General features: G+C 54.2%; 16 protein-coding genes. 11 read left to right on the top strand and 5 right to left on the bottom strand.

What is annotated here, in order from left to right:
- The first annotated feature begins 5 nt into the window (after positions 1–5).
- From GTGU_RS19675 to GTGU_RS19665, 3 genes are read left to right on the top strand one after another with little or no spacing between them, the layout of a single operon-like run.
- The gene (locus GTGU_RS19675) at positions 6–353 is read left to right on the top strand and encodes a YidH family protein (protein WP_038161221.1); all 348 of its coding nucleotides are present in this window, start codon (positions 6–8) and stop codon (positions 351–353) included.
- The gene (locus GTGU_RS19670) at positions 343–705 is read left to right on the top strand and encodes a DUF202 domain-containing protein (protein WP_038161217.1); all 363 of its coding nucleotides are present in this window, start codon (positions 343–345) and stop codon (positions 703–705) included. Before GTGU_RS19675 ends, GTGU_RS19670 begins: the two co-directional genes overlap by 11 nt.
- 14 nt (positions 706–719) lie before the next feature.
- Entirely contained in the window at positions 720–1,817 is a 1,098-nt protein-coding gene (locus tag GTGU_RS19665; RefSeq protein ID WP_038161214.1) for an anaerobic sulfatase maturase, read from the top strand.
- Here the strand turns inward: GTGU_RS19665 and emrD are convergent, their stop codons facing one another.
- From emrD to tisB, 3 genes are all read right to left on the bottom strand, one after another.
- On the bottom strand, positions 1,818–3,002 hold the full coding sequence (gene emrD, locus GTGU_RS19660) for a multidrug efflux MFS transporter EmrD (RefSeq protein WP_038161211.1): 1,185 nt from the start codon (positions 3,000–3,002) through the stop codon (positions 1,818–1,820).
- 196 nt (positions 3,003–3,198) lie between these two features.
- On the bottom strand, positions 3,199–3,645 hold the full coding sequence (locus GTGU_RS19655) for a GNAT family N-acetyltransferase (protein ID WP_038161208.1): 447 nt from the start codon (positions 3,643–3,645) through the stop codon (positions 3,199–3,201).
- Between the two features lie 64 nt (positions 3,646–3,709).
- The gene (gene tisB, locus GTGU_RS19650) at positions 3,710–3,799 is read right to left on the bottom strand and encodes a type I toxin-antitoxin system toxin TisB (protein WP_038161205.1); all 90 of its coding nucleotides are present in this window, start codon (positions 3,797–3,799) and stop codon (positions 3,710–3,712) included.
- Positions 3,800–4,324: 525 nt separating this feature from the next.
- On the opposite strand from tisB, the gene ivbL reads away from it, so the two are divergent.
- The 3 genes from ivbL to ilvN all read left to right on the top strand — a co-directional run bounded on the left by ivbL (position 4,325) and on the right by ilvN (position 6,510).
- On the top strand, positions 4,325–4,423 hold the full coding sequence (gene ivbL, locus GTGU_RS25840) for an ilvB operon leader peptide IvbL (protein WP_124965767.1): 99 nt from the start codon (positions 4,325–4,327) through the stop codon (positions 4,421–4,423).
- 104 nt (positions 4,424–4,527) lie between these two features.
- Positions 4,528–6,216, top strand: coding sequence for an acetolactate synthase large subunit (ilvB, locus tag GTGU_RS19635; protein ID WP_038161200.1), 1,689 nt, complete (start codon positions 4,528–4,530; stop codon positions 6,214–6,216).
- A 3-nt stretch (positions 6,217–6,219) separates the two neighbouring features.
- Complete coding sequence (ilvN, locus tag GTGU_RS19630) at positions 6,220–6,510, top strand: acetolactate synthase small subunit (RefSeq protein ID WP_038161198.1); 291 nt, start codon at positions 6,220–6,222, stop codon at positions 6,508–6,510.
- A gap of 1 nt (position 6,511) precedes the next feature.
- Here the strand turns inward: ilvN and GTGU_RS19625 are convergent, their stop codons facing one another.
- A complete protein-coding gene (locus tag GTGU_RS19625; protein ID WP_038161195.1) occupies positions 6,512–7,303 on the bottom strand; it encodes a DeoR family transcriptional regulator in 792 nt (263 codons plus the stop codon).
- Positions 7,304–7,656: 353 nt separating this feature from the next.
- On the opposite strand from GTGU_RS19625, the gene rbsK reads away from it, so the two are divergent.
- From rbsK to nepI, 5 genes are all read left to right on the top strand, one after another.
- Entirely contained in the window at positions 7,657–8,580 is a 924-nt protein-coding gene (gene rbsK, locus GTGU_RS19620; protein ID WP_038161193.1) for a ribokinase, read from the top strand.
- A gap of 26 nt (positions 8,581–8,606) precedes the next feature.
- Positions 8,607–9,926, top strand: a complete 1,320-nt coding sequence (gene fucP, locus GTGU_RS19615; RefSeq protein WP_038161191.1) for an L-fucose:H+ symporter permease — start codon at positions 8,607–8,609, stop codon at positions 9,924–9,926.
- Positions 9,927–9,937: 11 nt separating this feature from the next.
- Positions 9,938–10,951 (top strand): aldose 1-epimerase family protein, encoded by a 1,014-nt coding sequence (locus tag GTGU_RS19610; protein ID WP_038161190.1) that lies wholly within the window; start codon positions 9,938–9,940, stop codon positions 10,949–10,951.
- Between the two features lie 128 nt (positions 10,952–11,079).
- Positions 11,080–11,532 (top strand): DUF1198 domain-containing protein, encoded by a 453-nt coding sequence (locus GTGU_RS19605; RefSeq protein ID WP_038161186.1) that lies wholly within the window; start codon positions 11,080–11,082, stop codon positions 11,530–11,532.
- Between the two features lie 92 nt (positions 11,533–11,624).
- Entirely contained in the window at positions 11,625–12,806 is a 1,182-nt protein-coding gene (nepI, locus tag GTGU_RS19600) for a purine ribonucleoside efflux pump NepI (protein WP_038161182.1), read from the top strand.
- 4 nt (positions 12,807–12,810) lie between these two features.
- Here nepI and GTGU_RS19595 read toward each other — a convergent pair whose 3' ends face one another.
- The gene (locus GTGU_RS19595; protein WP_038161387.1) at positions 12,811–13,716 is read right to left on the bottom strand and encodes an EamA family transporter; all 906 of its coding nucleotides are present in this window, start codon (positions 13,714–13,716) and stop codon (positions 12,811–12,813) included.
- Positions 13,717–13,727: the final 11 nt, after the last annotated feature.

The raw sequence follows: 13,727 nt of genomic DNA, 5'->3' as shown, positions 1-13,727 counted from the left end.
ATCCAATGAAAATTTCGCGCCTTGGCGAAGCGCCGGATTACCGCTTCTCGCTGGCTAACGAGCGAACCTATCTCGCCTGGATCCGCACCGCGCTGGGGTTTCTGGCGGCAGGTGTCGGGTTAGATCAACTGGCGCCCGACTTCGCCACGCCGCTTATTCGTGAAGCGCTGGCGCTGTTGCTGTGCCTGTTTGCCGGCATGCTGGCGATTTATGGCTATCTGCGCTGGCTGAAAAATGAAAAAGCGATGCGGCTGAAAGAAGATTTACCCTACACGCATACGCTGCTCATCATCAGCATCATTTTGATGGCGGTGGCAGTAATCGTGATGGGGCTGGTGATGTATGCCGGATAGCCGTAAAGCGCGTCGTCAGAAGGACCCCGGTCTGCAACCCGAGCGTACGTCACTGGCCTGGTTTCGTACGCTGCTGGGATATGGCGCGCTGATGGCGCTGGCGGTGAAACATAACTGGCATCAATCAGGCATGCCGTTCTGGATCTCCCTCTGCCTGCTGGCAGTGGTCAGCGTTATTTTATGGCGATACACCCGTAATCGTAACGTTATGGACGTCAATAAGAGCGATTTCGCCCAATTGCGAGCAGTGCGTGACAAATTTTTGATCTCCCTCGCTGTCCTTTCCCTCGCATTATTGTTTGCTGTAACGCACTTAAGACAAATTGCCATATTTTTAAAGGATGCTGTATGACAGGATGTCACGTGATGGCTAAGCCAGCCAGCTCGCGCTGTAATCTCAAATGCCGTTATTGCTACTACCTTGATAAGCCTAAAAATGAAGAAATGGATGATGTCACTCTGGAGGCATTTATCCGCCAGCAGATCGACGCGCAGCCGGGAAAGGATGTACAGTTTGCCTGGCAGGGCGGTGAGCCCACGCTGTGCGGCATTGATTTCTTTCGTCGCGTCGTCACACTGCAAAAGCGGTACGCTGACGGGAAACGTATTCATAATGCCTTTCAAACCAATGGGATAATGATCACCGACGAGTGGTGTCGTTTTTTTCATGACAACGACTGGCTGGTGGGGATTTCGCTCGATGGCCCCGCAGATCTCCACGACACATGGCGGGTCAACCGCAGCGGCAAACCAACGCATTTCAAAGTCATGGAGGCAATTGCCAGGCTGGTCGCCCATCGTGTCGATTTCAATTTGCTGACAGTGGTAAACCGGCAAAACAGTCAGCATGCTGAACGGGTGTACCGCTATTTGCGTCGTCAGGGTACGCCGTTTATCCAGTTTATTCCTCTGATGGAGCTGGATAAAAATGGAGAACCGAGCGCGGAATCGGTCACAGCGGATGCCTGGGGCGAATTCCTCACCACAGTGTTCGACGTCTGGGTTCGGGAAGATGTGGGACGTACTTACGTGCAGCTTTTTGACTCAACGCTCGGCGCCTGGAGCGGCTACCCCTCGCAGATGTGCGCACAAAGCGAAACCTGCGGTCACGCGTTTGCGCTGGAGGCGAACGGTGATGTCTACCAGTGCGATCACTTTGTCTATCCGCAGCACTGGCTGGGCAATATTCATCACACGACGCTTGCAGAAATAAACCGCAGCCCGGCGGCGATCGCCTTTGGCGAGAATAAAAAATCCTCGCTGTCGCAGGTATGCCAGGAGTGCCATATGCGTCAGCTGTGCAATGGCGATTGCCCGAAACATCGCACCGCTGACGGTGTGAGCGCCTTATGCGAAGGGTATCAGCGCTTTTTCACCTATACCGCGCCCTATATGAAAGTGATGCGGGATCTGATTAAGCAGCACCGCTCACCGGTCGAGCTGATGGTGATGCTGCAACCGTAACTAAATGGTCTGCTGATGCTGATTAAACCGCGACGCTAGTGGTAGCCAGCACAGCAGGATCAGCAAACCCATCAACAGCATCAACAGGCCGAGACTGCCTTGCCCCGTCTGCGGCATCATTGCCGACAGCCAGGCCAGCACGCCGGAACCGATATTCTGCAGGCCGCCCACCAGCGCGCCAGCCGTTCCGGCGAGGAACGGGAACGGCTCCATCGCGCCGCTGGTGGCCAGCGGAAACAGCATGCCCGCGCCGAAGAAAAACAGCGCCGCAGGGATAAGCAGCGTCCAGACGGTCATTACGCCGAGTAAACCGGGGATCCACATCATCAGACCCGCCAGCAGGCAGCTAATTACCGACTGCCACATCAGCGATGAAAAACGCTTATTCTGACGACCGGCAAACCAGGCACCAAAGAAAGCGGCGGGGATCGGCAGAATAAACAGAATACTAACCACCATGCTGTTGAGGCCGAGTACACCGCCCAGCAGTACTCCGGAGCAGGCTTCAAAGACCGCAATACCTGCGAGTCCGCCGATCAGCATCAGTAAATAACAGTTGAACGCAGTGCTGCCAAACAGTGTTTTATAACTGGTGATAAGACGGGCTCGCGGTGCTTCTTTCGGGCGCGTTTCCGGCATCCAGCGGGCCATGCTGAAGGTCACGATGACGCACAGCGCCAGCAGGAAAACGTAGCAGGCACGCCAGCCCCAGGTGGTATCCAGCAGACCGCCAATCAGTGGCGCCAACAGCGGACTGACCAGGATCCCCATATTTAACAAACTGTTGGCATGACGAAGCTGCGTACCTTCATACAGATCACGCGGCAGCGTTCGCGCCATTACCCCACCTACGCCCGTGCCCATCCCTTGCAGCGCGCTGGCTGCGATCAAGACCAGAAGGCTGTGCGTGGTAATGGCGATAAGCGTCGCCAGCATAAAAATCGTCATCCCGATCAGGATTACCGGACGTCGGCCGACGCGATCCGAGATCGGTCCATAAAACAGTTGCGAGACGCCATAGGTCAGTAAATAGGCCGCCATCACGCTCTGTACCGCACCTTCCCGGACCTGTAATTCCCGCGCCATATCCGCAATAGCCGGGATGTAGATGGTTTGCGCCATCTGACCGACGGCCACCAACAGTACCAACATCAACAACAAATTGAAGTTCTTATGCCTTTTCATGTCGAATGTTATGTCTTAAAAAAAGAGAAAGTGAAGAATAAATCGCCAGGAATACCTGTAAATGCTGGAGGAATCTACCACAGCAAGATGACAACTTAATCATTGTGAATGTGAATGATGACGCAAGGGCAGGCAGGATTTGTAAACAATTTCGGCAAGTTTTGTTGCCAGTTCAGCCCTGCCTGTGACGTACCAGTCACACCGAGCAGAACAGGCGGTGAGTGACCCGAGATTCGCCAGTGACGGGCAAAAAGCCCATTTTCTGATAGAAGCCATGCGCTGCTTGTGGGGCGTGGGTATTCAGGAAATCAAACCAGATGCTGGCATCGGCCATGACGGTGGTCAGCAGTTGTTTGCCAATGCCCGCTCTGCGCCAGGCTTTACTGATATAGAGATGACGAATACGACCGGCGCGCGGAAGCTGGCTGAAAGGATCGCGGTTAAGGCCGCAAATGCCTACTAGTCTGCCGTTCAGGAACGCGCCCAACAGCTTTTCACCCGGCGCATTGAACTGATTTTCGCCACGCAACCAGCTCTCTTCGAGCCGGCGCAGCATGTTGAAATGGTGCGTCAGGCTTTCCGTCTTAAGCGCGATATAACCGGGCTCTGCGGGGGTAATCGGCTCAATGAGTAAACGCATCATAACACTCCCTCGTGATGAAAGAGGGGCGGTTGCCCGCCCCTCTTAGGTGCGACCTGAACCTGAATTACCGAAAGTATTTCAGGACAGCATCAAGCAGTTGCAGTACAGCAACAATGAGTTTGAGGATAAGAATGATCATATCCATCACGCCCATACGCGTCTCCTCAGGTTAAGGAGCACTCCGGGTTGGCGTACCTTTCCGCCGCCTGTAACCAACCGCGTTGTTGACGTAACACAGTGTGCTCTCTCAGGGGTAAGGCACTGACGGCACCACCCGTTTCAGCCAGGACTTCATTGCGCCCGTATAACATGCGGCCCCCGAATCTCACAAAGTGAACAAGCTCATTATAGATAAACACTGTATGTATGAACAGTATTTTTTGGACAAATTCGCCGGGCTGTACCATACTCAACACGTCAAAATCCGTGCCTGAAAATTGCGCGTTCGCTTGCGATCGCGTATACTCTGGCTGTTGACGTAACACAGTGTGTTCTGCGGCTACCACCCGCAAACCCTGTCGATAAAAACCTCGCTCTGGCGGGGTTTTTTGTTTTCTGCCGCTGCAAAACGAAACGTGATCGACGGCGCAGTTTTTCTCCTGATGAAAATAATTCCATTGTCTGCCAGCCAAACCTGTGCTTGTATAAATTCAATTGATGAATCACAGGCTGGTCCCAAATGAACGCTTCCATGCATACGACGAACCTACTAAACACCGCGCAACTCGCCGCGGTGGTCGTCGTGCGTGTGGTGGTGGTCGTCGGCAATGCGCCGTAGGGTCCGGAACACACGATTCCAAAACCCCGCCGGCGCAAACCGGGCGGGGTTTTTCGTTTAAGGAACTCGCCAGGTAAGTCGGCCCAGAAGAAAAGGACTGGAGCATGGCAAGTTCGGGCAAAACCTCACAAAGCACGCGTTACACCGGTGCGCAGTTAATCGTTCATTTACTGGAGCGACAGGGCATCACTACCGTGGCAGGTATCCCGGGAGGGACAGTGCTGCCGTTGTATGATGCGTTAAGTCAAAGCACGCAGATCCGCCATGTACTGGCGCGCCACGAGCAGGGCGCAGGGTTCATTGCACAAGGCATGGCGCGTACGCAGGGGAAACCGGCAGTTTGTATGGCCTGTAGCGGGCCGGGCGCGACCAACCTGGTCACGGCGATTGCGGATGCACGGCTGGATTCCATCCCGCTGGTCTGCATTACCGGGCAGGTCTCATCCTCGCTTATCGGTACGGACGCCTTTCAGGAAGTGGACACCTATGGCATTTCTATTCCCATCACCAAACACAACTATTTAGTCCGCAACATAAACGAGTTACCGCAGGTGATCAGCGATGCGTTTCGCATTGCGCAGTCAGGTCGTCCGGGGCCGGTGTGGATCGACATTCCCAAAGATGTGCAGACGGCTGAAATCGATATCGCCGACCTGCCGATTCCTGGCGCGCGCGCGCCTGCGCCGGTGTTCCGCCTGGAGGATATTCGTGAAGCGGCGGCAATGATTAATGCCGCCCGTCGCCCGGTGCTCTACCTGGGCGGCGGCGTGATTGCCTCGGCAGAGCAGGTACGCAAGCTGGCGGAGAAAGCCAGTCTGCCGACCACCATGACCTTAATGGCGTTGGGCATTCTGCCGAAAGCGCATCCGCTGTCACTGGGTATGCTGGGTATGCACGGCGCACGGAGCACTAACTTCATACTGCAGGAGTCAGATCTGCTGGTGGTGTTAGGTGCGCGTTTTGATGACCGGGCGATCGGCAAAACGGAGCAGTTCTGCCCCAACGCGAAGATCATTCACGTCGACATCGACCGCGCGGAGCTGGGTAAAATCAAACAGCCGCATGTGGCGATTCAGGCCGATGTGGGCGAGGTGCTGGAGCAGCTGTTGCCGCTGATCGACGCCACGCCGCGTGAAGAGTGGCGACAGCTGGTTGCGGCGCTGCAGCAGGAATTCCCGTCCGCCATCCCGGCCGGCGGTGATCCGCTGACCCATTACGGACTGATTAATGCGGTCGCCGCCTGCGTTGATGATGACGCTATCATTACCACCGATGTCGGGCAGCATCAGATGTGGGTGGCGCAGGCTTATCCGTTGAACCGCCCACGCCAGTGGCTGACGTCCGGCGGTCTGGGCACCATGGGCTTCGGTCTGCCTGCCGCCATCGGCGCGGCGCTGGCGAATCCGCACCGTAAAGTGCTGTGCTTCTCCGGCGACGGCAGTCTGATGATGAACATTCAGGAGATGGCGACGGCTGCCGAAAATAATCTCGACGTCAAAATTATCCTGATGAACAACGAAGCGCTGGGGCTGGTGCATCAGCAGCAGAGCCTGTTCTACAAGCAGGGGGTTTTTGCGGCGACCTATCCGGGCATGATCAACTTCATGCAGATAGCGGCTGGTTTTGGATTGCAGACCTGCGACTTAACCACAGCGGACGATCCGCAGGCGGCGCTGCAGGAGATTATCGCGCGTCCAGGGCCTGCGCTTATCCACGTACGCATTGACGCTGAAGAGAAAGTCTATCCGATGGTTCCGCCGGGTGCGGCAAATACTGAAATGGTGGGGGAATAAGCCATGCAACAACCGACACATGACAACGTGATTCTGGAACTCACCGTGCGCAACCACCCGGGCGTAATGACTCATGTCTGCGGGCTGTTTGCCCGTCGTGCGTTTAACGTCGAGGGCATTCTCTGTCTGCCGATTCAGAACAGCGACAAAAGCCGTATCTGGCTACTGGTCAATAACGATCAGCGGCTGGAGCAAATGATAAGTCAGATAGACAAACTCGAGGACGTAGTCCATATCGTCCGCCACCAGAGCGATCCGGGCGTCTTTAACAAGCTCGGGCTGTTCTTCGAATAAGTTATTCGCCGTCTGAGTCCGGCGTAATGACTTTCACGAATCCGTTCCGGCAGTGGGTGGCATACTCTGCCGGCAGCGGACGGTCGCTTATCAGCACATCAAATGCCGAAAGTGGACCAATGCTGGCGGGTGCCACATCGTCAAACAGGGCGTAACGCGCCAGCAGGATTTTCCGCAGGCCGTGCTGCAGGGCTTTTCGCTTGGTGGCGAGGTCATCAAGATTGAACCAGGTCACGCCATAGTGTTCATGAACGCCGCTGGCCGAAATAAACACTTTGCGCGGGTTCAGCGAATCCAGAATCGAGGGGTTACTGTTGTCATAAAAGGCATCGCTCTTAGCGCGATAAGTCCCGCCGCAGAGGATGGCGGTGGCGTTGGGTTTGTCATTCAGCGCCATAAATACGCGGTGCGAGTAGCAGATCCCCGTAAAGGTGATGTCGTCCGGGATCATACTGATCACCAGCGGCATTTCCGGGCCATTATCAAAAAAGACCAGATCGTTTTCCGCTACCATTCCGGCGGCGAGGATCGCGACCGGTAAGTCATCCGGGTGATGGGTTTTTCCTTTGCCGCTCGGCGCGGTGACTGACGTCGGTTTGTTCACCATCACTATGTAGCCGCCGAGCAGCGTCAGCGGCAGCGCGACGTCACCGTTGTTGTCCGGGCTTAAGTCACGGCGAATGGTCATCACGGAGACTTCAAGCATGCGTGCGGCATCTTTAAGGTGAATACGATCTGTTTTCTTTAACAGCTCCACCAAACGACGAATGCGTTCTTTTTGCTTGGTTTCCATTCACTCTCTCCGCTGTAAGAACCTGTCCCAGTTAGCTCTTAATGTTTTCAAAGTAACATTATCTGATGCGTACGCAACATCCCGTCTGCGCTTTACTATACTGCGCTGCCTGCTGAAAAGAAAGCCCGTTACGTTGCGCTTAACTAATATTAAAATGATATATATCAGCAAGTTAATTGATTTTTATTTCGCTGAGTTTGCACGATGTTATCCCCATCACAAAAACGGGTGATCAAGAAATAAACAGCCATATGATTTTTTAATCGCGATCAGAATCACAAATGATACAAAAGTAACATGATAATGTTTCGATAATATCATTGCAGTGTGATTGTTTCAGAGAGGAAGTAAACATGGATATCGCGGTTATCGGCTCCAACATGGTTGATCTCATCACCTACACCAACCAGATGCCAAAAGAGGGGGAAACCCTGGAAGCACCCGCATTCAAGATTGGCTGTGGCGGTAAAGGCGCAAACCAGGCGGTGGCTGCCGCAAAGCTCAATTCCAAAGTCATGATGCTGACCAAAGTCGGCGATGACATTTTTGCTGACAACACCATCCGCAATTTAGAATCCTGGGGCATCAATACCACCTACGTTGAAAAAGTGCCCTGCACCAGCAGTGGCGTGGCGCCGATATTTGTTAACGCCAACTCCAGCAACAGTATTCTGATTATTAAAGGTGCGAATAAATTTTTGTCGCCGGAAGATATTGATCGCGCGGCAGAAGATCTGAAGAAGTGTCAATTAATTGTTCTGCAACTCGAAGTCCAGCTCGAAACGGTTTATCACGCCATTGAGTTTGGCAAAAAACATGGCATTAAGGTGTTATTGAATCCAGCACCAGCGTTACGTGAGCTGGATATGTCTTATGCCTGTAAATGTGATTTCTTTATTCCTAATGAAACCGAACTGGAAATCCTCACCGGTATGCCAGTTAACACCTACGATAATATTCGAACCGCTGCCCGCTCGCTGTTAGAAATGGGGCTAAATAATATTATCGTCACCATGGGTGAAAAAGGCGCGTTATGGATGACCCGTGAGCAGGAAGTCCACGTACCTGCTTTTAAAGTCAATGCAGTCGATACCAGCGGCGCAGGCGATGCCTTCATTGGCTGCTTTGCGCATTACTATGTTCAGAGTGGTGACGTGGAATTCGCGATGAAAAAAGCCGCTCTCTTTGCTGCGTTTAGCGTTACAGGGAAAGGCACTCAGTCGTCTTATCCCAGCATTGAACAATTCAATGAGTATCTGGCGTTAAACGAAAAATAAAACTCTGTACAGTTAAAGGTAGCACTATGAACGATAAAAACATCGTTCAGATGCCTGACGGGTATCTGAATAAAACCCCTCTGTTCCAGTTTATTTTGTTATCCTGTTTATTTCCATTGTGGGGATGCGCTGCGGCGTTAAATGATATTCTCATTACCCAGTTTAAAAGCGTATTTTCGCTGAGTAACTTTGCCTCCGCGTTAGTGCAGAGTGCGTTTTATGGCGGCTATTTTTTAATTGCGATTCCGGCTTCGCTGGTGATTAAAAATAGCACTTATAAAGTCGCGATATTAATTGGATTAACGCTTTATATCGTCGGGTGTACACTGTTTTTCCCTGCCTCGCACATGGCGACCTACACCATGTTCCTGGCGGCCATTTTTGCTATTGCCATCGGTTTGAGCTTCCTTGAAACTGCGGCAAACACCTACAGCTCAATGATTGGGCCGAAACAGTGGGCAACGTTGCGCCTGAACATCAGTCAGACTTTCTACCCGATTGGCGCGGCCTCCGGCATTCTGTTGGGGAAATATCTGGTGTTCTCCGAAGGCGAAAGCCTGGAAAAACAGATGGCGGGCATGACGGCAGAGCAGGTACACAACTTCAAAGTGCTGATGCTGGAGAACACCCTCGAACCCTATAAGTACATGATTATGGTACTGGTGGTTGTGCTGGTGCTGTTCCTCTTCACCCGCTTCCCGAAATGTAAAGTCGAGCAGACCGCCACACATAAGCGCCCGTCAGCCATGGACACGCTGCGTTATCTGGCGACCAACGCCCGCTTCCGTCGCGGTATTCTCGCGCAGTTCCTGTATGTCGGTATGCAGGTGGCCGTCTGGTCATTCACCATTCGACTGGCGCTGGAACTGGGGGATATTAACGAACGCGATGCCTCAAACTTTATGGTCTACAGCTTCGCCTGCTTCTTCATCGGGAAGTTTATCGCCAACATTCTGATGACGCGCTTCAACCCCGAAAAAGTGCTGATCATGTACTCCGTTGTCGGCGCGCTGTTCCTCGCCTATGTCGCCCTGGTACCGAGCTTCAGCGCGGTGTATGTCGCGGTGCTGGTGAGCGTGCTGTTTGGACCCTGTTGGGCAACGATTTACGCCGGGACGCTGGATACCGTCGATAACGAACATACCGAAATGGCAGGAGCGGTTATCGTGATGGCGATTGTCGGTGCAGCGGTGGTTCCGGCTATTCAGGGCTACGTCGCTGATATGTTCCATTCGTTACAGGTTTCCTTCCTGGTGTCGATGCTGTGCTTCGTCTACGTCGGTATTTACTTCTGGCGTGAGCTGAAAGTACGTCGCACGCTGGGTGAAGAAGCCACAGCGTCCTGAGGAGAACTTCCATGACAACCCGAATTCCGTTATGGCGCAGTCTGTTTACCGAACAACCCCGCGTCCTGCTGGAAAACAGCGATTTCTCGGTCACTGCGTTTCGCTATGACAGCGGTGTAGAAGGTTTACGCCTGCAAAACAGTCGTGGTCATCTGGTTATCCTGCCGTGGATGGGACAGATGATCTGGGATGCGCAGTTCGACGGCCACGACCTGACGATGCGCAACATGTTCCGCCAGCCGAAACCGGCGAAAGAGGTCGTCGAAACCTATGGCTGCTTCGCGTTTCACTCCGGGCTGCTGGCTAACGGTTGCCCGTCGCCGGAAGACACGCACCCGCTGCATGGCGAAATGGCCTGCGCGACGATGGATGATGCCTGGCTGGAGCTTGATGGCGACACACTGCGCATCGGCGGCGGCTGTGAATATGTGATGGGTTTCGGTCATCATTATCACGCAAGCCCGACAGTAGCACTGCATAAAGAAAGCGCGCTGTTTGACATCACCATGTCGGTAACCAACCTCGCGTCAGTGGCGATGCCGCTGCAGTACATGTGCCACATGAATTACGCCTATGTGCCGCAGGCGACCTTTGAGCAGAATTTCCCTGATGAGGCGCTGACGTTACGGGAATCTGTTCCGGCGCATGTGAAGCCGACGCCACAGTGGCAGGCGTTCAACCAGCGCATTCTGCAGGGTGAGGTGTCGCTGAAAACGCTTAATGCGCCAGAGTTCTGCGACCCGGAAATCGTGTTCTTCGGCGATAAGCTCGATCGTTACACCCAAACTCCCGAATTTAAGATGATCGCGCCTGATGGCACCACGTTCGTTACACGATTCTCCAGTAAAGATCTGAATTATGTGACGCGCTGGATCCTCTACAACGGCGATCAGCAGGTGGCGGCGTTCGCGTTACCAGCCACCTGTCGCCCGGAAGGGTTCCTGGCAGCACAGCGCAACGGTAGTCTGATTGAACTGGCGCCACAGCAAACCCGCACATTCCACGTCACCACCGGGGTGATGTGACCCCCGTCTTCCTGAGATTGTTCGTTTTCACGCGCTTATCGTCATGGTAAGCGCGTTTTTTTATCTCTCTGTCGACTTGAAAGGAATTCCCTTTATGATGTGAACGCAGAGATAACGTGAGAGGTTGCATGATCTGGTTGATGTTGGCCACGCTGGTGGTTGTCTTTATTGTGGGATTCAGGGTGCTGACCTCCGATTCCCGCCGCGCTATCCGTCGCCTGAGCGAGCGCCTGGCGATTACGCCGGAGCCGGTGGAATCAATGATCGATCAGATGGGGAAGTCCGCGGGCAACGAATTTCTCCGCTATCTGGAAAGGCCGAACGAGGCGCATCTGCAAAACGCAGCGCAGGTGCTGCTGATCTGGCAGGTGTTTATTGTCGATGGCAGTGAACAGAACATGCGCTACTGGCATCGCCTGATGCAAAAAGCGCGACTCGACGCACCGATCACCGATGCCCAGCTTCGTCTGGCGCAGGGGTTTCTGCGTGAGCTGGAGCCGGACAGTTGGGAACTCAATGCCTTCCAGACCCGCTACAACGCCCTGTATATGCCGGAAGAGGGTGTTCACTGGCTGCACTGAACCGTCGGAAAAGTTGGCAAAACGTTAAATACGTCACAGTTAAAATGCTACACTGCGCGACCCGCCACCCTTTTCTGGACACCCGATAACCGATGAGTGAATGCACAGAAAGTAAAAAATCCGTTGACGTGATATCCCGCGCTAACTGGTCAGCCGTCTTTGCGGTCGCGTTTTGTGTGGCGTGCCTGATTACCGTTGAGTTTCTGCCGGTCAGCCTGTTGACGCCGATGGCGCAGGATCTCGGCATCACCGAAGGCGTGGCCGGGCAGTCAGTCACCACCACCGCGTTTGTGGCGATGTTTGCCAGCCTGTTTATCACCCATCTCATTGGTAAAACCGATCGCCGCTATGTGGTTATCCTGTTTGCCGTGTTGCTGACGCTCTCCTGCCTGCTGGTTTCGTTTTCTAACAGTTTTGCTCTGCTGTTGCTGGGGCGCGCCTGCCTGGGTCTCGCGCTTGGCGGCTTCTGGGCGATGTCAGCGTCGCTGACAATGCGTCTTGTGCCGCCGCGCATGGTGCCGAAAGCGCTGTCGGTGATTTTTGGTGCCGTGTCGATTGCGCTGGTGATCGCCGCGCCGTTGGGCAGTTTCCTTGGCGGCATTATCGGCTGGCGCAACGTGTTTAACGGCGCGGCGTTGATGGGGTTGCTGTGCATTCTCTGGGTGGTGAAAGCCCTGCCGTCGCTGCCCGGCGAAACGGCGCAGCAACAGAACATGTTTGGCCTGCTGAAGCGCCCCGGCGTGTTAGCCGGGATGATCGCGATTTTCATGGCCTTTGCCGGTCAGTTCTCGTTCTTCACCTATATTCGCCCGGTGTATATGACCCTGGCGGGCTTCGACGTCGATGGACTGACGCTGGTGTTATTGAGTTTTGGTATCGCCAGTTTTATTGGCACCTCGCTGTCGTCAGTCATTCTCAAGCGTTCGGTGAAAGCCGCGCTGGCCTGTGCGCCGCTGGTACTGGCATTAAGCGCAGTGACGCTGATGCTCTGGGGCAACGATAAAGTTGTCGCGTCGGCAGTGGCGATTATCTGGGGCTTCGCGTTTGCACTGGTGCCGGTCGGCTGGTCAACGTGGATCACCCGCTCGCTCTCCGATCAGGCGGAAAAAGCCGGTTCCATTCAGGTCGCGGTGATCCAATTAGCGAACACCTGCGGTGCCGCCGTCGGCGGCTTTGCGCTCGACCATTTTGGATTGCTGTCGCCACTGGCGCTGTCTGGTACGCTGATGCTACTGACAGCGCTGCTGGTGGCGACGAAGGTGAAGATTAAGTAAGCGCTTACAGCCCCGGTTTCACTCTTCTGCGCGAATCCAGCGAAATCAGGATCACAGAGGAGAGGATCAGCAGCGTACCGAGCCAGTCGAGCAGCGTAAACGTCACGCCCAACAACAGCAGCGACAGTAGCGCGCTGCTCAGTGGCTCCGTACAGCTCAGAATGCTGGCTTTTGACCCGCCAATCAGTTGTGCGCCTTTCAGGTACAGGCTGAAGGTCAAAGCGGTTCCGATCACCACGAAGTAGAAAAAGGCCAGAACCAGATTACCGGTGATGGCAACCTGCGAACCCTGCGCGGCGTAAAACGGCAGCAACACGATACCGCCGAGCAGCATACTCCAGCCAACGATAGGCAACGTGCCGTAGCGGGCGATAAGCGTTGATGGAAAGGTGGTATAAAACGCCGCCGCAAATGCAGAAGCAATCCCCCAGAACAGCGCTGCCGCAGAGACAGAAAGCGACGTCGGGTCGCCGTGAGTAACCAGCAAAAACGTGCCGATAAGCGACGTCAGAATCGCGATTATTACCAGCAGGCCCGGACGAACGCGTTTCGCCAGTGCAAACCACGCGACAATGATCGTCGGTGAGAGAAACTGCAGCACGGTGGCGGTCGCGGCGTTAGATTTTTCGATGGTCAGCAGGAAAGTCAGTTGCACTGTCAACGCCCCTGCCAGCGTGAAAATCAGCAGGTTCAGGGCATCTTTACGGTGACGGAAGATGGCGAAAATTTTGTCGCCGTGAACAAAAGACAACGTTAACAGGATAGTACCGGCAAACAGCAGGCGCGTCATGGTCAGAAACCCCGACGACATCTGGCTCTGTTCCATGATGTACTGTGCGCAAACGCCTGAACTACCCCATAAAATGGCGGCGATCAGCACGTTCATCATCCCTTTTCTGCTGGAGCCCATGATGTCCTCTT

This window comes from Trabulsiella guamensis ATCC 49490 (genome assembly GCF_000734965.1).
Lineage (GTDB): Bacteria > Pseudomonadota > Gammaproteobacteria > Enterobacterales > Enterobacteriaceae > Trabulsiella > Trabulsiella guamensis.
This window is presented reverse-complemented; position numbering and strand designations above follow the sequence as displayed.